The sequence below is a fragment of the Bradyrhizobium sp. UFLA05-125 genome (genome assembly GCF_059803515.1).
This window is the reverse complement of record NZ_JBANBJ010000001.1, coordinates 528,007-544,661: the sequence shown is the minus strand read 5'-3', so window position 1 is coordinate 544,661 and position 16,655 is coordinate 528,007. Positions and strand designations below refer to the sequence as shown.

Annotated in this window: 16 protein-coding genes; 8 read left to right on the top strand and 8 right to left on the bottom strand. The window is 63.9% G+C overall.

Annotation, left to right across the window (positions count from 1 at the left end):
• Window position 1: 1 nt before the first annotated feature.
• From ppx to SO156_RS02680, 4 genes are all read right to left on the bottom strand, one after another.
• Window positions 2-1,504, bottom strand: a complete 1,503-nt coding sequence (gene ppx, locus SO156_RS02695) for an exopolyphosphatase (protein ID WP_498533733.1) — start codon at window positions 1,502-1,504, stop codon at window positions 2-4.
• A gap of 15 nt (window positions 1,505-1,519) precedes the next feature.
• Complete coding sequence (locus SO156_RS02690; protein ID WP_458150574.1) at window positions 1,520-3,709, bottom strand: RNA degradosome polyphosphate kinase; 2,190 nt, start codon at window positions 3,707-3,709, stop codon at window positions 1,520-1,522.
• 150 nt (window positions 3,710-3,859) lie between these two features.
• Window positions 3,860-4,537 carry a P-loop NTPase family protein gene (locus SO156_RS02685; protein WP_458150561.1) on the bottom strand — a complete coding sequence of 226 codons (678 nt, stop codon included), beginning with the start codon at window positions 4,535-4,537 and terminating at the stop codon, window positions 3,860-3,862.
• Window positions 4,538-4,643: 106 nt separating this feature from the next.
• Window positions 4,644-5,186 carry a CDP-alcohol phosphatidyltransferase family protein gene (locus tag SO156_RS02680; RefSeq protein WP_458150562.1) on the bottom strand — a complete coding sequence of 181 codons (543 nt, stop codon included), beginning with the start codon at window positions 5,184-5,186 and terminating at the stop codon, window positions 4,644-4,646.
• 153 nt (window positions 5,187-5,339) lie between these two features.
• On the opposite strand from SO156_RS02680, the gene purM reads away from it, so the two are divergent.
• Window positions 5,340-6,413 (top strand): phosphoribosylformylglycinamidine cyclo-ligase, encoded by a 1,074-nt coding sequence (gene purM / locus SO156_RS02675; protein WP_498533732.1) that lies wholly within the window; start codon window positions 5,340-5,342, stop codon window positions 6,411-6,413.
• A gap of 5 nt (window positions 6,414-6,418) precedes the next feature.
• Window positions 6,419-7,072 (top strand): phosphoribosylglycinamide formyltransferase, encoded by a 654-nt coding sequence (gene purN / locus SO156_RS02670; protein ID WP_498533731.1) that lies wholly within the window; start codon window positions 6,419-6,421, stop codon window positions 7,070-7,072.
• 88 nt (window positions 7,073-7,160) lie between these two features.
• Here the strand turns inward: purN and SO156_RS02665 are convergent, their stop codons facing one another.
• A complete protein-coding gene (locus SO156_RS02665; RefSeq protein WP_283042530.1) occupies window positions 7,161-7,364 on the bottom strand; it encodes a cold-shock protein in 204 nt (67 codons plus the stop codon).
• Window positions 7,365-7,748: 384 nt separating this feature from the next.
• Here SO156_RS02665 and SO156_RS02660 point away from each other — a divergent pair, with 384 nt between their 5' ends.
• Window positions 7,749-8,927 (top strand): autotransporter outer membrane beta-barrel domain-containing protein, encoded by a 1,179-nt coding sequence (locus SO156_RS02660; protein ID WP_498533730.1) that lies wholly within the window; start codon window positions 7,749-7,751, stop codon window positions 8,925-8,927.
• Between the two features lie 10 nt (window positions 8,928-8,937).
• Here the strand turns inward: SO156_RS02660 and SO156_RS02655 are convergent, their stop codons facing one another.
• Complete coding sequence (locus SO156_RS02655) at window positions 8,938-9,981, bottom strand: LysR family transcriptional regulator (protein ID WP_458150566.1); 1,044 nt, start codon at window positions 9,979-9,981, stop codon at window positions 8,938-8,940.
• Window positions 9,982-10,046: 65 nt separating this feature from the next.
• Between SO156_RS02655 and SO156_RS02650 the strand changes: the two genes are divergently transcribed.
• The 5 genes from SO156_RS02650 (at window position 10,047) to SO156_RS02630 (ending at window position 13,597) form a co-directional block, all read left to right on the top strand.
• The gene (locus SO156_RS02650; protein WP_458150567.1) at window positions 10,047-10,664 is read left to right on the top strand and encodes a hypothetical protein; all 618 of its coding nucleotides are present in this window, start codon (window positions 10,047-10,049) and stop codon (window positions 10,662-10,664) included.
• On the top strand, window positions 10,651-11,271 hold the full coding sequence (locus SO156_RS02645; RefSeq protein ID WP_498533729.1) for a GNAT family N-acetyltransferase: 621 nt from the start codon (window positions 10,651-10,653) through the stop codon (window positions 11,269-11,271). Before SO156_RS02650 ends, SO156_RS02645 begins: the two co-directional genes overlap by 14 nt.
• A gap of 25 nt (window positions 11,272-11,296) precedes the next feature.
• Entirely contained in the window at window positions 11,297-11,857 is a 561-nt protein-coding gene (locus SO156_RS02640) for an isochorismatase family protein (protein WP_458150569.1), read from the top strand.
• Window positions 11,858-11,883: 26 nt separating this feature from the next.
• Window positions 11,884-12,066, top strand: coding sequence for a hypothetical protein (locus tag SO156_RS02635; protein WP_458150570.1), 183 nt, complete (start codon window positions 11,884-11,886; stop codon window positions 12,064-12,066).
• 148 nt (window positions 12,067-12,214) lie between these two features.
• Complete coding sequence (locus tag SO156_RS02630) at window positions 12,215-13,597, top strand: aspartate aminotransferase family protein (RefSeq protein ID WP_498533728.1); 1,383 nt, start codon at window positions 12,215-12,217, stop codon at window positions 13,595-13,597.
• 181 nt (window positions 13,598-13,778) lie between these two features.
• Here SO156_RS02630 and rnd read toward each other — a convergent pair whose 3' ends face one another.
• Together rnd and SO156_RS02620 are read right to left on the bottom strand one after the other, a co-directional pair.
• The gene (rnd, locus tag SO156_RS02625; RefSeq protein WP_498533727.1) at window positions 13,779-14,927 is read right to left on the bottom strand and encodes a ribonuclease D; all 1,149 of its coding nucleotides are present in this window, start codon (window positions 14,925-14,927) and stop codon (window positions 13,779-13,781) included.
• Between the two features lie 398 nt (window positions 14,928-15,325).
• Window positions 15,326-16,645 carry an ABC transporter substrate-binding protein gene (locus SO156_RS02620; RefSeq protein ID WP_498533726.1) on the bottom strand — a complete coding sequence of 440 codons (1,320 nt, stop codon included), beginning with the start codon at window positions 16,643-16,645 and terminating at the stop codon, window positions 15,326-15,328.
• Between the last annotated feature and the right edge of the window lie 10 nt (window positions 16,646-16,655).

The window sequence follows — 16,655 nt, the reverse complement described above, 5'->3', positions numbered from 1 at the left end:
TCTAGCGCCTTACGATCGACCCCGAGCGGCCTACCAGACGGGCGAGCTGCTTGAATCGGCCGCCGACGCGATCGGCGACGAGATCACCGAGACGGTGCTCGAACACCAGCATCAGCTTGCGGCCCTCGGTGCGGAAATGGGTAGCCGGCAGCACGCCGGGCCGGGCCGCCGAGATCAGATGCGCAACGCGGAACGCGGCGCCCAGGAGCCGCGTGCGCTCGAGATGCGCAGGCGTGAGCAGCTCCTGCATGGTCAGGGGCGGCTGGTTCTCTTCGCTCAAGCCCGCGTAGCGATAGAACACCGACAGGCCGACGAAGGCGCGGCCCTCGTGGCTGACTGCGCCGAAATTGCCGTTGACCACGAGGCTCAGGGTCTGCTCGCCGCGGTGGTCAGGATGGACGCGCCAGCCGATGTCCGAGAGCAGACACGCGGTGTGGCGCAGCCTGCGGTCCTCCTCGGTCTCGCGCAGCCTCACCACGCGCGCGAAGCGGTCGGTCCATTCGATGAGCTCGCGGGCATGGCGCGCCGAACGCGACATCAGCTGGTTCAGCTCTTCTGCAGCGCAGATCAATCCGTCCTTGGCGCGTTCGGCTTCCGACAGCTTCTCGTGCAGCAGGCCTTCGCGCACGCCGAAGGTCGAGAACGCGATCGTCTTCGGCCGTGCGACGCGGATGACGTGTTCGAGCACGAGCGCGGCATAGGCAAGGAGGGGCCGCCGCGCGTCGGCGACCAGTTCGATGTCGGCTAGCAGGTTGGACGCAGCCAGGCGCCGCAGGCGCCGCGCGAAATCCAGCGCATCCGCGGCCGGTATCGAATAGCCGTGCATCACCTGCAGCGGATAGCCGCTCTGGATGATGTGGATGCGGGCGAGTGCGCGCCATGTGCCGCCAACCGCATAGAAGGTGCGGCCGCGCCCGGCCTTGAGCTGCGCCACGGCGTCGAGTTCCTCGCGCACGATGCGGTCGGCGCGCTTCAACGATTTATGCGCGAGATCCTGCAAGGCGAGCCCGCCGAGCGGCAGCGTCACGCCGCTGCGCACGCTGTTGCGGTGGACCTCGACGAGCTCCAGCGAGCCGCCGCCGAGATCGCCGACGATGCCATCGGGGTGATGAATGCCGGAGACGACGCCGAGCGCCGAGAGTCGTGCCTCGCGCGGGCCCGACAGGATCTCGATCTTCACCGCGCAGATGCGCTCGGCCTTGGCGATGAAGTCGGGGCCGTTGGATGCATCACGGCACGCGGCGGTCGCGATTGCAAAGACGCGCCCGACCTGCATCACCCGACACAGCGCCCGAAATCGCTTCAGCGAGGTCAGCGCCTTGTCGACCGCGTCGGGCGCGAGCAGGCCCGTGCTCTGCACCTCGCGGCCGAGGCCGCAGAGCGTCTTCTCGTTGAAGATCGGAATGAGGCTCCGCGCCAGTGCCTCGTAGACGACGAGACGAACCGAGTTGGAGCCGATATCGATCACCGCGACGCTTGCGCCACGTTTGCGCGGCCGCGTCACGGCAACAATCCCCGGTCAGGACTGATGACGTTCGTTCCGGCGCGTGAGACGCCGCGGCGAGGATTCCTTGAGCGACTTTCCACGGCCAGACAGACTCGGATTTGTCATGAAGTAGTTGTGCACGTTGAAAGGCTCCTCGCCCTTCGCGGCCTTCATACGCGTTGACGATCCATCGGGCAACAATTGCCAGCTCTGCTCATTGTCCTTCAGATTCGCGACCATGATCTGTTCGAGAACCTGCTGATGTACCGTCGGATTTTGCAGCGGGCACAGCACCTCGACACGGCGGTCGAGATTGCGCGGCATCATGTCGGCTGACGAGATATACACAGCCGCTTTCGCGCTCGGCAGGCCCTGGCCCATGCCGAAGCAGTAGATGCGGCCGTGCTCGAGGAAGCGCCCGATGATCGACTTGACGCGGATGTTCTCCGACAGGCCGGGGATACCCGGCCGCAGGCAGCAGATGCCGCGCACCACGAGCTCCACCTGGACACCGGCTTGAGATGCCTCATAGAGCGCGTCGATGATATCGGGATCGACCAGGGCGTTCATTTTCATCCAGACCGCGCCGGGCTTGCCGTGCCGTGCATACTCGATCTCGCCCTGGATGTGCTCGATGATGCGCTTGCGCAGCGTCAGCGGCGATACCGCCATCTTGTCGAGATCGCTCGGCGCCGCGTAGCCGGTGATGAAGTTGAACACGCGCGCAGCGTCGCGGCCGATGGTCGGGTCCGAGGTGAAGTAGGAGAGGTCGGTGTAGATGCGCGCGGTCACCGGATGGTAGTTGCCGGTGCCGGTGTGAACATAGGTGGTGAGGCTGCCGCCCTCGCGGCGCACGACCATCGAGAGTTTCGCGTGCGTCTTCAACTCGAGGAAGCCGTAGACGACCTGCACGCCGGCGCGCTCGAGGTCGCGTGCCCAGCGGATATTGGCTTCCTCGTCGAAGCGCGCCTTGAGCTCGATCAGCGCGGTGACGGACTTGCCCGCCTCGGCGGCCTCGGCCAATGCACGCACGATCGGCGAATTGTTGGAGGTGCGGTAGAGCGTCTGCTTGATCGCGACGACGTCTGGGTCGCGCGTGGCTTGCTGGAGGAACTGCACGACGACATCGAAGGATTCGTAGGGATGATGGACGATGAGGTCCTTCTGCCGGATCGCCGCGAAGATGTCGCCGCCATGCTCGCGCACGCGTTCGGGATGACGGGGCACGTAAGGGGTGAATTCGAGGTCGGGGCGATCGAGGCGGGTGAGTTGCGACAGCTCGTTCATGGCGAGCACGCCGTCGACCAGGAATACTTCGTCTTCGGCCGCAGAGAGCGCGTGCTGCACGAAGCTGCGCAGCTGCTCCGGCGTCTTGGCGTCGACCTCGAGCCGGATCACCGATCCGCGGCGACGGCGCTTCAGCGCCGTCTCGAACACGCGCACGAGGTCTTCGGCCTCTTCCTCGATCTCCATTTCGGAGTCGCGGATGATGCGGAAGGCGCCCTGGCCGTGCACGGTGTAGCCGGGGAACAGACGGTTGATGAAGAGCGCGGTGGCCTGCTCGAGAGGGATGAGCCGCGTCACGCCCTCAGCGGGCAATTTGATGAAGCGGTCGATCTTGCCGGGCATGCGGATCAGCGCGTTCATCTGCTTGCCGTCGGCATCGCGCGTGAGCTGGAGCGCGATGGTGAAGCCGAGGCTTGGGATGAACGGGAAGGGATGGGCGGGATCGATCGCCAGCGGCGTGAGCAGCGGGAAGACGTTGTGGAGAAAATAGTCTTCCAGCCAGGTTCGTTCGGGCTTGGTGACTTCCTTGCCGTCCACGAGCACAATGCCGACCTCGGCAAGCGTGCTGCGCAGGTCGCGCCAGATCGCCTGCTGGTCGCTCGCAAGCTGGGAGACGGTTCGGTTGATCAGCGCCAGCTGCTCGGACGGGGTCAGGCCGTCGGGGCTGCGCTCGGGGATGCCCTCGCGGACCTGAGCCTTGATGCCGGCGACGCGGACCATGAAGAACTCATCAAGGTTATTCGCGGAAATCGACAGGAATCGCACCCGCTCCAGCACCGGGTGGTGCGAGTTGACCGATTCCTCCAGGACCCTGCGGTTGAAGTGCAGCCAGGAAAGCTCGCGATTGATGAATCGCTCGGGGCTCGTGGCGATCGCCGGCAGGCCAGCCGATTCCGATTCTTTTTCTTTAATTTCAACAGCTTGCGCGGAGTCCATGAGAAGTCGGTCCATCTTGTCTCGCCTTACTTTGCGACTTACGCGCAAAACCGGCGGGAGCATGTGTTAATGCGATGACGTTTCGATGACATTGATGTTCTGCTTGTCGGCCGCGTCAAGCGGGCGGGGCTTGCAAAGGGTCTGAAAAGGTCAGGCGTCGCGGAGCAGCTCGGCGGCTAGTGCACGGGTCACGGGCCGGCCGAGCCGCAGGGCTTCGCTGTCGAGCAGCTCCACGGCCCGCCGAGCGGCTGCGGAGGAGCGCTCCAGGCGGGTCGCAAGATAACTCACCACGCTCTCATCGACGCTCAATTGGCGGTCGGCGCAGAACTTGACGATCAGGCCGCGGAAAAGCTGGTCGTCCGGGGGCAGGAGCGACACCACCGGCACGGCGCGCACGCGCGAGCGCAGGTCGCGCAGCTCGATATCCAGCGCCGCCGGTAACTCGCGGCCGGTGAGCAGGACGTAGGCTCCTTCCTCGCGCGCGAGGTTCAACAGATGGAAGAGCGCGCGCTCATCAAAGTCCTGCGCTTTCAGGTCCTCAACGACCAGTGCGCCCGTGGCGAGCGCTCCAGGCACCGCGGCCGCGATCAATGCATTGGCAGTGGTGGAGCGGGCGCCGGCTTCTTCGGCCCAGATGGCGGCGAGATGGCTCTTGCCTGAGCCCTCGGGCCCGGCCAGCCACATGATCCGGTTTGGCCATTCGGGCCAGCCGTCGATCAGCGCGAGCCCTGCGGCGTTGGCCGGGCCTTCGAGAAAATTGTCCCGGCTCAGGCTTTCCGCGTGCGGAAGCGAAAACGCCAGTTGTCGGGGATGAACGCGGCCTGCCACGCTTGCTTTGCTCCATGCCGGACGGGCCGGCCAAAACTTGTGCCAAAGGGGTTTGGCGCAAAAGCCTATCGGTTGCGAGTTGGCCTTTTGCGGGGCCGGTCTGCGCTCATTTCGCTTCGATCGTGCTCATGTGCCGCAGCCACTCGACGAGATAGAGCGACACCGAGGTGAGCGTGAAGACCGTGACGAGGCCCATCAGGATAATATCATAGGGCTCCGGCTTGAAGCCGAAGGCGAGTGCGGCCAAGACCAAGGCTGCGAATGCCACCTGGGCTGCGGTATTCAGCTTCGACACCATCAGGGGTTTCATGGCCACCGGCTTGTCGAACAGCCAGGACACGATCACGGCGGCGACGATCATGATGTCGCGGGAGACCACCAGGATGACGATCCAGCGCGGGATGGCACCCCAGATCCCCAGCGCCATGTAGATTGAGACCAAAAGCGCCTTGTCGGCGAGCGGGTCGAGCAGGGCGCCGAGCTCACTCGTCATGTTGAAGCGCTTGGCCAGGAAGCCGTCGACGGCGTCGCTGATCCCAGCGATCAGGAACACACCGAACGCCACCTCCATTTGGCTCGACACGATGGCCCAGACGATGATTGGGACCAGCATGATGCGGCCCAAAGTGATGATGTTCGGAATACTCACGCGGCGCTTCCCGGCACCCGGTGTGACCTCGAATCCGGCCCTTTGGAGGCTGAACCGGTTGATATCTACATAGTATAGCCTCAGGCCCCTTGCGAGCCATTGCGCGGCCCTCGAATTCGACGTAACCAGCCGCAAATCCACTGGAAATCGGGCATGACCGACCGCAAAAACGGCCTTACCTACGCCGATTCAGGCGTCGACATCGATGCGGGCAATCGCCTGGTCGACCTGATCAAGCCGATGGTGCGCGCGACCGCACGTGCCGGCGCCGATGCCGAGATCGGGGGGTTCGGCGGCCTGTTCGACCTCAAGGCAGCCGGGTTCAAGGACCCCGTCCTGGTCGCCGCCACCGACGGCGTCGGCACCAAGGTCAAGATCGCCATCGAGACCGGCCTGCATGGCGGGATCGGCATCGACCTCGTCGCGATGAGCGTCAACGACCTGGTCGTGCAGGGGGCCGAGCCGCTGTTCTTCCTCGACTATTTCGCGTGCGGCAAGCTCGACCCCGAGGCTGCTGCGTCGATTGTCGCGGGCGTTGCCGAAGGCTGCCGCGAGTCTGGCTGCGCATTGATCGGCGGCGAGACCGCCGAGATGCCCGGCCTCTACAAGGACGGCGACTATGATCTCGCCGGATTCGCGGTCGGTGCCGCCGAGCGCGGAACGCTGCTGCCCCGCAAGGATATCGCCGCGGGCGATGCCGTGATCGGGCTGGCCTCCTCGGGGGTGCATTCCAATGGCTTCTCGCTGGTGCGCAAGATCGTCGAGCAGTCCGGCCTCGGCTTCGAGGCCCAGGCGCCGTTTGCGCCCGTCATGACGCTCGGGGGCGCGCTGCTCGCGCCGACCCGGCTCTATGTCAAATCCTGCCTGCGTGCGATCCGCGAGACCGGCGCGGTGAAGGGCCTTGCCCACATCACCGGTGGCGGTTTCACCGACAACATCCCGCGCGTGCTGCCAAAACATCTCGGTGTCGGCATCGATCTCGCCCGCTTGCCGGTGCTGCCGGTGTTCAAATGGCTGGCGGCGCAAGGCGGCATGGCCGAGCTCGAAATGCTGCGCACATTCAACTGCGGCATCGGCATGATCGCGATCGTCGAGCCGGATGCCGTCGACAAGGTGATGCAGGTATTCACCGATGCCGGCGAGACGGTGGCGCAACTCGGCACCGTGATCCCGGCCGAGGGCGAGCATCGCGTCGTCTATAACGGCCAACTCGATCTGTCTCTGTAAAACCCATGAAGCGCCGCGTCGCCATCCTGATCTCCGGCCGAGGCTCCAACATGGCGGCGCTGATCAAGGCCGCCGCCATGCCGGATTTTCCGGCCGAGATCTCGCTCGTCATCGCGAACAAGGCCGACGCGCTGGGCCTGGAAAAGGCGAGGGCGAGCGGCGTGAAAACGCTGGTGATCGAGAGCAAGCCGTTCGGCAAGAACCGCGCAGGGTTTGAGGCGGCGCTGCAGGCCGCCCTCGACCAGCACTGCATCGAGCTGATTTGTCTGGGCGGCTTCATGCGGTTGTTCACGGCCGAGTTCACGCAAAGCTGGTACGGGCGGATGCTCAACATCCATCCCTCGCTGCTGCCGTCATTCCCCGGCCTCGACCCGCACGGCCAGGCCTTGCGCGCCGGCGTGAAACTGTCTGGCGCGACGGTGCACTTCGTGAACCCTGCGACCGATGCCGGCCCGATCGTGATGCAGGGCGCCGTTCCCGTCAGCGACAACGACACGCCGGACACGCTGTCCGAGCGCATCCTCGAAGTCGAGCACCGCATCTATCCAGAAGCGCTGCGACTGCTTGCAACCGGCAAGGTCCGGATCGACGGCGACGTCTGCAAGACGGCGGGAAGCGGTGGCTCGGAGAATTTCCTGATCTCGCCGGTGGTGAGCTGAAGCGCCATGCAGGCTTGAGCCACAAACGAAATCCCCCGGGCGGGGCCGGGGGAATTCACGCTTGCCTGTGTCGATCGTGAGCAGAAAGTCAGTGAACCTTGAGGTTCTCTGCGGAAGTCTTGCCGCGATTCTCCACGAGATCGTATTCAACCACCTGATTTTCATTAAGGGTGGTCAGCCCAGCGCGCTCGACCGCGGAAATGTGGACGAACACGTCCTTGTCGCCGCCGTTCGGCTTGATGAAGCCATAGCCCTTTGTCGGGTTGAACCATTTGACGGTGCCCTTTTGCATCGCCAGTCTCCTCCTTTAGACATAAAAAAGACGCGGCGACGTCTTTGCGCGTGCCACGCCACAAACGGGCTTCCGGAAGTCTGTTCGAGTCTTGAGTCTCAATGTCGCGAAACGCACAGTCGAGCGGCCAAATCCGATTGTGCCTGATATTGCAACATGAAAACCGCTTGCTCGCAAGCAGCGCGCAAAGTTCAAAGTCCCGACCGACGTTCGATGGCACAATTTGCGACCTGTGGCAGCGGTACCACAGGGCGGGGCAATCATCCCATTCAGTGTTGCCCAGGCGATTGACCCTTCATGCCGGTTCAGCGCAAATCGTCGGAGGTACTGCAATGCGTGTTGCATTTTTGCGCGTTGCCATTTTGCTTCGGGAATTGTGTCGACATGCGCTGCCTCTCGCAGCCCTCAGGAACAAGACGGACGAGCCGGTTGGACCTTGTCCGGCGTGCCGCGAGCGTTATTGCGGTCGCCTTTGCGCTCTCGCTGATGATCATGGCCGCGCCGGCACATGCACAGTCGCCCACACCGACGCCGACGCCCACAGCGACGCCGACGCCAACCCCGACGCCCACGCCGTCACCGACGCCATCACCGACGCCTACCGCGATCAACTACGGCCAGTCGGCGGGCAACACCACGCTCAATCTCGGCTCTAGTTTCCTGGAGCGACTGGGCAACCAGGCCTCGAACGGCTTCGACAGGACCTCCCGCACCAATCCCGGCGGTGGCGGCGCTGCCGAGGCGGCGGAAGGGCCGCGCTACCGGACCTGGTTCGAGGGTTACGGCATTTCGATGCGAACCGACGCGCAGGGCGACTTCGTCGGCGACAAGCGCACGACCGTTGGCGGGGTCGCGGGCTTCGGCGCGCGGCTTGCGCCGGGAGTCAATCTCGGCTTCTCCGTCGACCAGAGCCACACCGACATCGACGTGCCCTTGGCGCTCCAATCGGCAACGCTGGATCTGACCCAACTCGGCGTCAACGGCTCCGTCGACAAGGGGCCCTGGACCTGGGCCTTTGCGCTCGTCCATGGCTTCGGCAACGTCCATTCCAGCCGGGACAGCGGCTTTGGCTTTGCGACTGCGCGCTATAGCGCCGCCATCGACGGCGCGCTGACCGAGATCAGCTACTACTGGACCCAGGACCAGATCCGCTTCGTCCCCAAAGCTGCGCTGGAATATGTCCGCGCCACCAGCGCTTCGTTCCAGGAGACGGGCAGCCTCTTTCCCCTGACCGTCGGCTCGTCCGCGCTTGCGCGCGCGCGCCTCATGCTCGGCGCCGAGGTGGGGCGCTACTTTATCTTCGACCAGAAGATTCTGGACCTGTCAGCCTACGGCAAGTTCGTCGACAATTTCTATCAGGACCTGGGATCGATCCAGGTCAGCCTGGGCAGGCAGAGCCTCGTAGTGCCCGGCATCGGCGAGAGCCGCTACGGCCTCGACACCGGCGCGTCGGCCTCGCTCAGCCTGACCAACACCGCGCGCCTCTACCTCAATTATGACGGCAAGTTCCGCAACGAGTTGCGGTCGCACCAGGGCACGGTCGGCTTCGAGTACAGATGGTAGCCGCTGCCGATCAGGTCGGCGCCGCCGCGACATAGCCCGTCAGGCCAAAGCTCTCCCGGGCCGTTGCCATCATCGGCACCAGCTCGTTCGGGTGGATGAATTCGTCGCGGAAGCAGGGATAGGTGCGCGGATCGAAGATCTTCTTCAGCCACTCGACCACGATCTTGTGTCGCTCCGAGGCGCGGAATTCCTTGTGATAGGTGAGCCAGAGATCGGCGTGGTGGCTGACGCCGAGATCGACGGCGACGACCGGCGCGCCGATTGCGATCGACACCGTCGGCAAGAAGCCGATGCCGGCGCCACGTTCCACCGCGTAGAGCACGCCCACCGATGAGTTGGTCTTGATCCCGACGATGCCCTCGAGCGACTTGAGCCCCAGGATGCGCGCATAGGCGGTATCGTCGACCTGCGGTGCGCTCTGCTTGATGATCCGGTGGTTCGGCAACTCGGCAAGTGTGCCGGGCACGCCGTGCAGGCTCTCGTAACCCTTCGAGACGAAGGGATAGATGTGCAGCCGGCCAAGCTTGGCCACGATCAGATCCGGATTGGTCGGCGGCTCGAGCTGGATCGCGATGTCGGACTCCAGGCGCGCAACATCGGCCTGCTCCATTGCGCAGCGCAGGTCGACGGTGATCTTGCGATAGGTCTTCTGGAAGTCGATCAGTCGCGGCAGGATCCAGAAATTTCCGGGCCCTTCCGTCACTGCGACGCGCACGGTGCCTGTCGCGTCGCTCGAACCACGCGAGGCGCGGCGAAATACATTGAAGGCGTGACGCTCCATCAAGGTGACATCGGAGATCATCGCCGTGCCTTCGTCGCTCAGCGTCAATCCGCTCTGGTCGCGCAGAAACAGCTTGCAGCCGATGCTCTCTTCGAGCCGGTCGATCCGACGCATCAGCGTCGTCGAGGTGAGGCCGAGCTCTTCGGCAGCGTTGCGGAAACTTTTATATTTCGCGCAAGCTAAAAACAGCTTCAAATCGTCCCAGGATGCATCCAGGGACTCATCGCTGCGGTGCTGCGTCATCGCAGCACCCCGGTGCAATAGTTGCTGCATACACCTGTTCCTTACCCGATAAGCTCCTCATCCTAACGGGACAGGGCGAAACTTAGAGGGGTGGGATGGGTATGGAAAGAGGCTCGTTTGCCGCGAGGCATGAATTTGACGCGCTGCCGCTCAGTCCAGACATCGATGTCCACTGTGCGCAATTTTCCGAAATTGCCGCGCTTGCCGGCATGGCGCACCGGTTAGTCCCCGGCGTGCGCATCGGCGAGCAGGAGCTCGCGCGCTATTTCACCTTCGATTCCCAATGCCTTCTGACCTTCACCCGGAACGGCGTACTGGTGGGTGGAATGGCGTTCCTGTTTCTCAACGAGCGCGGCCATGACGCACTGCTGCTCGACGAGATCTGTCTGACCGAACCCGACATCCGGCATCTTGCATGTGGCGACGAGGAGGTCTCGGCCATCTACATCTGGGCCATCGCGACCACCGGCCGCGGCATCGCCGGACTCGGCAAAGCGGCCGCGCATCTGCGGCAGCCGCGGTTACGAAGCGCCGATTGTTTCGCGCAGCCGTCGACGGCTGCCGGACGCGATATCATGAAAGCGACGGGTTTTGAGCCTATCGCGAGCTTCCAGCCCGACCTCTGGTGTTACGAGAGGCCATGGAATCGACTGCCCATGCGCGGGCGGGGCGCAATGATCGAAGTAGGGAGTTTTGCAAATGCACGGCACTAGAATTCCTTTTGCCAAACCTGACTCGCGCGCCATCACGGTCCGCATCGCGCGCGATCCCAGCGACCTCATGCTGGTCACTGCCATCCGCTCGGCGGTCTATCTCGCAGAGCAGGACTGTCCTTTCGAGGAAGAGTTCGATGGCAATGATTTGGTCGCCGCGCATTTCATCGGCTTCATCGGCAACGAGCCCGCCGGCTGCCTGCGCGTTCGCTTCTTCGGCGAGTTCGCCAAGGTCGAGCGACTCGCGGTGCGGCATCAGTACCGGCGCTCGCGCGTGTCGTTCAAGCTCGTGCAGGCAAGCGTCGAGTACGTGAGGCGCAAAGGCTTCCGCAAGATCTATGGGCAGGCGCAGGACCGGCTCGTCGACTTCTGGGCCCATTTCGGTGCCAAGCCGCTCGGCCACAATCGCAAGATCACCTTCTCGGATTTTTCCTATACCGAGATGGTGCTCGAGATCGAGCCGGGGCCGGACGCGATCACGCTGGACAGCGATCCTTACGTGATCATCCGTCCCGAGGGCGATTGGGATCGGCCGGGGGTGCTTGACGCCTCGGCGGGACGAGCGGTGACATCGCCGCTGCGTAACGTCTCGATGGCTCAACGCTGAAATTGGTGCAGCTACGAACAAGCCAATGCCGGACTTCATTGACGACGATCCGCCGATCCTGGTTTGCGCCGATCTGCAGGTCGAATATCTGACTCCCGGGCGTCGCCATGTCATTCTCGATGGCGACGCCACGACCTCGCGCTGCCTGGAGTTGTTGACGCTGTGGCGCGACAATCTCTGGCCGGTGATGCACCTCAAGCGCATCGCGCAGGCCGCCTGGTTCAATCCGGCATCCAAACTGACCGATTGGATTGGCGAGCTGAAGCCGCGCCCAGGGGAGATGACGTTTGAGCATCCGCTGCCGTCGGCCTACAGTTCCGCGCGGTTCGCGGACTACAGCGCGAACATTCGGAACATCCGCTGCGTGCTACTCGGTTTCTCCCTCGACGAGACGATCTTGGCGACGGTGGTCGACGGGTTTCACAGAAGCCATCGCTATCAGGTTGTCAGCGACGCTGTCGCCTGTCGCCATCCGGGCCGTGGCGACGCGGCGACCTATAAGCAGTCGGTGATGAATGTGATCGGCAATTTTGCTACTGTTCGCGCCAGCGCCGAACTCAACAGGACCGGCGCCATCGCGGTATAGACGGGCGCGGCCCGCGACGAGGGTGATTGACGACATTATCCCGGGGGCAAGAGCTGGAAGGTTTGGTCGGCGATTTGTCGCGCGCCCTCGAAGCCGCGCGCCGACTTGGGCTGTCAACGACCGTCTATCTGCTCTCGATGGCACTCGTCGAGGCGCGCGAGGCGGCCGAGGCCGACTCGGATGGTGGCGATGATGACGGGGCTGCCTGAACCGACGCATTACCTGTTTTCCTGCAACGCTGCTGTGCTGCCGACGAATTGACGTTGCAAGTTGTGCCGTGCCGCAATAGCCAAGTGACGATGCCATCGACAGACGAGCTCCGTTTCGGCGCGAGCCGAAGGCTGAAGGAATGATGTGATGACCATGCTGCCCAATTCGCAAGAAGCCCGGGATGTCGCGTTCCAGCTCCATCCCTATACGAACGCGCGTACCCATCAGCAGAATGGCCCGCTGGTGATCGAGCGAGGCGAGGGGCCCTATGTCTTCGACGCCGCGGGCAGGCGCTATTTCGAGGCGATGGCCGGCCTGTGGAGCGTCGGGCTCGGCTTCAACGAGAAGCGGCTGGTCGAGGCTGCGTACCGGCAGATGCAGGCCCTGCCGTTCTATCATACGTTCTCCGCGAAATCGCACGGGCCCTCGATCGATCTCGCCGAGAAACTCGTCGCCCTCGCGCCGGTGCCGATGAGCAAGGTGTTCTTCACCAACTCCGGCTCGGAAGCGAACGATACGGTGCTGAAGCTGATCGCTTATCGCTCGAATGCGCTCGGTCAGCCGCAGCGCAAGAAGGTGATCAGCCGCATGCGCGCCTATCACGGCGTCACGATCGCCTCCGCAAGCCTCACGGGTCTGCCGAACAATCACCGTTCCTTCGATCTTCCATTGCCGAATATCCTGCACGCGGGCTCGCCGCATTTCTACAAGGATGGCCAGGCTGGCGAGAGCGAGGAAGCCTTTGCGACGCGACGTGCGGAGGAGCTGGAAGCGCTGATCGTGAAGGAAGGTCCGGACACCATCGCGGCCTTCTTCGGCGAGCCGGTGATGGGAGCCGGCGGCGTGATCGTTCCGCCTGCGACCTACTGGGACAAGGTCCAGCAGGTCTTGAAGAAGTATGACATCCTGCTCGTCGCCGACGAGGTCATTTGCGGCTTCGGCCGCACCGGCAAGATGTTCGGCTGCGATACCTACAACATCAAGCCCGATGCGATCGTCGTCTCCAAACAGATCACCTCAAGTTATTTCCCGTTCTCGGCGGTCTTGATGAATGACCGGATGTTCGAGCCGATCGCGGACGAGAGCAACAAGATCGGCGTTCTCGGCCACGGTTTCACGGCAGGCGGTCATCCGGTCGGCGCGGCGGTCGCGCTGGAAAACCTCAAGATCATCGAAGAGCGCGGCCTGGTCGCGCATGCTGCAGAGACGGGAGCGCATTTGCAGGCGCGGCTGCGTGAGCTTTCGAGCCATCCGCTCGTCGGCGAGGTTCGCGGCGTCGGCATGATCGCCGCGATCGAGCTCGTGCTCGACAAGCAGCGCAAGATGGCCGCAAGCACGCCGGGCGCCGTCGGCGGCATCGCGGCGCGGATGCTCCAGGAGCGCGGCGTCATCTCGCGCAACATGCTCGACGCCATCGCCATCTGCCCGCCGCTGATCGTCACCAAGGGCCAGATCGACGAGCTGGTTGGCACCATCGCTGGCGTGCTGGACGACATGAAGGCGGAAGCTGCAAAGCTGACGCCGGCGTAGGGGGCGTGTGGTGGTGAGCGGTACGGTTGGTCACATCTTCGGGTGTCGTCCTGGCGAAAGCCAGGACCCATACCGCGTGATCTATCGATAGAACTCGGGGCTAGTACCGACTGCCTAACGAAATCCTAGGGTAATGGTCCTGGCTTTCGCCAGGACCACCTTGGGGAGGGATTGCGGGCTATTACGCCCGGCTCACCCCGACGACGCGGCCCTTGTCGATCGCGAGCGCGAGCTGGCCGTGCTTCAGCTTGAGCGCGGCGTCGCCGAACAGCTCGCGGCGCCAGCCGCGCAGCGCGGGCACGTCGGCCTCGTCGTCGGCTGCGATCTCTTCGAGATCGTCGACGGTCGCGATCACCTTGCTCGCCACCGCGTGGCGCTCCGCGGTCATCCGCAGCAACACCTTCAACAGCTCGACGATCGCCGCGCCGTTGGAATTGTTGCGCGGCTTCTCCAGCTTCGGCAGCTTCGAGAGGTCGCGCGCCAGCCCGCGCTCGACGGCGGCGATGATGTCCGCGCCCCACCTGGATTTCTCAAAGCCCTTTGGCACCGAGCGCAGATGGGCAAGCTTCTCCACCGTGGTCGGCGCGTGGGTGGCGATGTCGCTGATCGCGTCGTCGCGCAGCACGCGGCCGCGCGGCACGTCGCGGCTTTGCGCTTCCTGCTCGCGCCATGCCGCGACCTCCATCAGCACCGCCAGATCCTTCGGCTTGCGCACCCGCGTCTTGAGCCGCTCCCAGGCGCGCTCGGGGTGGAAGTCGTAGGTGCGGGGCGAGGTCAGGATCTCCATCTCGATGGAGACCCATTCGCTGCGACGGCGCTTCTTCAGGTCGGCATCGAGCGCGGCGAACACTTCGCGCAGATGGGTGACGTCGGAGACCGCATAGTGCATCTGCTCCTTCGTCAGCGGACGGCGCGACCAGTCGGTGAAGCGATGGGTCTTGTCCGGCCGGTGGCCGGTGACCTTTTCGACGAGCTGGTCATAGGCGATGCTGTCGCCATAACCGAGCACCATGGCCGCGACCTGAGTGTCGAACACCGGATGCGGGATGATGTTGGCCTGGTGCCAGATGATCTCGATGTCCTGGCGGGCGGCGTGGAAGACCTTCAGGACCTTCTCGTTGCCCATCAGCTCGAAGAAGGGTTTGAGGTCGATGCCCTCAGCCAGCGCATCGATGACCACGGCCTCCTTCGGGCTCGCCATCTGCACCACGCACAGGAGCGGGTAGTAGGTGGTTTCGCGCAGGAACTCGGTATCGACGGTAATGACGGGGTGCTCGGCCAGCCGGCTGCAGGCAGCGGCTAGGTCAGCGGTGGTGGTAATCAGATCCATGAACGGCCCATGACACGTACATCAGCCGTTCTGCCGAAAGTGCTGTGATGTCAAGGGGGTTGGAACGAATTCGACGCTTGATTTCGGCCGGAATCGTCGATGCCGGCCGCGGAAGGGCTAAACCGCAGGCCGCGGACACGAAATCCTACTCGTACCGGATCCGCTGCGACGGTTTCCGCCCGCAGGGCAGCGCCACCACGACCACGCACATGGCGAGCATCGCCAGTCCCAAGAACTCGAAAACCAAGAGATCCACGGCCAACTCCCCGAAAGATCGCTAGACTTGTCGGCGGGAAATTGACGGTCTGTTAATTGTCGTGGTTACCGGCGCCGGGACGGGCCGGATGGTGGACGGGAGGTTAACGGGCGCTCCGTCTGACGGAGCGCCCGGTTTGACTTCAAGGCAGCTTCAGCGCCGTCTCGGCATTGTACGGCTTGAGCAGCTCGTCGGCGGCCTTCTGGGCAGCGGCGAGTGCATCCTTGGGCTGCTTCTTGCCGTTCAGGACCAGCATCACCTCGTCCTCGAGGGTCTTGCGGACCGGCACGGTCTTGTAGGTCGCAAACCAGGGCTTTGCGACTTCGAGCTGGTCGACCGCGGTCTTCGCGTCCGGATTCTTGCCGAGGAAGTCGAGCATCTCCGGCGTCTTGTAGGCGGCCACGTTCGGGGCGAAATAGCCGGTGGCACGGCTCCACCAGCCGCTCTTCTCCGGCGAGGTCATCCACTTGATCAGCGTCCAGGCCGCCTTCTGCTTGTCGGCCTCGAGTCCCGCCGGGATGATCAGCGATGCGCCGCCGATCGGCACGGCATTGCGGACGTTGCGCGGGATGAACGCGACCTTGTAGGGGAATTTGGCGTTGTCGCGCACGTAAGTGAGCGAGCCGGTCGAGAGCATCATCATCGAGGCATTGCCGGAGATGAAGGCGGTGCTCACGGCCGGGCCTGGCGTGGCGCCCGGCGGATGCACCTTGTGCTTGGCGATGAGGTCGTTCCACCAGGACAGCGCGCCGAGCATCGAGGGCGTGTCGTAATAGACTTCGCCGCCGAACTCCTCGTTGTAGTAGCGCCCGCCATTGGACATGGTGAGCGTCTCCATCATCCAGCCGCAATAGTCATAGGCGCAGGGAATCTCGATGCCCCAGCGCGTGACCTTGTCGCCCTCGCGCTTGGTGAGCTTCTTGGCCCAGTCGGTGACTTCGGTCCAGGTCTGCGGCGGCTTGTCGGGATCAAGACCGGCTTCCTTGGCCTGCTCGGCGTTGATGTAGAGCAGCGGCGTCGAGTTGTGGAACGGCACGCCATAGACCGAGCGGTTGATCACGGCATTGCCGTGCAGCGCGGGGAAGAACTGGCCGAGGAACTGCGCCTTGGTGGTGCCATCGGCGGCGATCAGGGAATCGAGATTGGTGAGCTCGTTCTCGATCTGCATGTCGAGGAGAAAGTTCGCCGACATGATCACGGCCGCCGGCGGCTTGCCGGCCTTGATCGCGGCACGCGTCTTGATCAGCGTGTCGTCATAGGAGCCGGTATAGACCGCGGTCGTCTTGATGTCGGGATGGGTCTCGTTGAATTCCTTGATCATGGTGCCCATGTCGCGGGCGAGCTTGCCGTCGACGGGGACGGGGAAGAACAAGTCGATCTCGGTCGGGCCTTCGGCAAAGGCCGGAAAGGCGAGGGCGCCCGCGATGGTGAGGCCGAGCGCAAGCCGGCGGGAGAACAGCATCGAAAAATCT

What these genes read in the sequence shown, in the direction of transcription:
- SO156_RS02690 (WP_458150574.1), bottom strand. Translation starts at nt 3,709, where the DNA reads ATGGACTCCGCGCAAGCTGTTGAAATTAAAGAAAAAGAATCGGAATCG.
- purM (WP_498533732.1), top strand. Translation starts at nt 5,340, where the DNA reads ATGACCGACCGCAAAAACGGCCTTACCTACGCCGATTCAGGCGTCGAC.
- purN (WP_498533731.1), top strand. Translation starts at nt 6,419, where the DNA reads ATGAAGCGCCGCGTCGCCATCCTGATCTCCGGCCGAGGCTCCAACATG.
- SO156_RS02665 (WP_283042530.1), bottom strand. Translation starts at nt 7,364, where the DNA reads ATGCAAAAGGGCACCGTCAAATGGTTCAACCCGACAAAGGGCTATGGC.
- SO156_RS02660 (WP_498533730.1), top strand. Translation starts at nt 7,749, where the DNA reads ATGCGCTGCCTCTCGCAGCCCTCAGGAACAAGACGGACGAGCCGGTTG.
- SO156_RS02655 (WP_458150566.1), bottom strand. Translation starts at nt 9,981, where the DNA reads ATGCAGCAACTATTGCACCGGGGTGCTGCGATGACGCAGCACCGCAGC.
- SO156_RS02650 (WP_458150567.1), top strand. Translation starts at nt 10,047, where the DNA reads ATGGGTATGGAAAGAGGCTCGTTTGCCGCGAGGCATGAATTTGACGCG.
- SO156_RS02645 (WP_498533729.1), top strand. Translation starts at nt 10,651, where the DNA reads ATGCACGGCACTAGAATTCCTTTTGCCAAACCTGACTCGCGCGCCATC.
- SO156_RS02640 (WP_458150569.1), top strand. Translation starts at nt 11,297, where the DNA reads ATGCCGGACTTCATTGACGACGATCCGCCGATCCTGGTTTGCGCCGAT.
- SO156_RS02630 (WP_498533728.1), top strand. Translation starts at nt 12,215, where the DNA reads ATGACCATGCTGCCCAATTCGCAAGAAGCCCGGGATGTCGCGTTCCAG.
- rnd (WP_498533727.1), bottom strand. Translation starts at nt 14,927, where the DNA reads ATGGATCTGATTACCACCACCGCTGACCTAGCCGCTGCCTGCAGCCGG.
- SO156_RS02620 (WP_498533726.1), bottom strand. Translation starts at nt 16,645, where the DNA reads ATGCTGTTCTCCCGCCGGCTTGCGCTCGGCCTCACCATCGCGGGCGCC.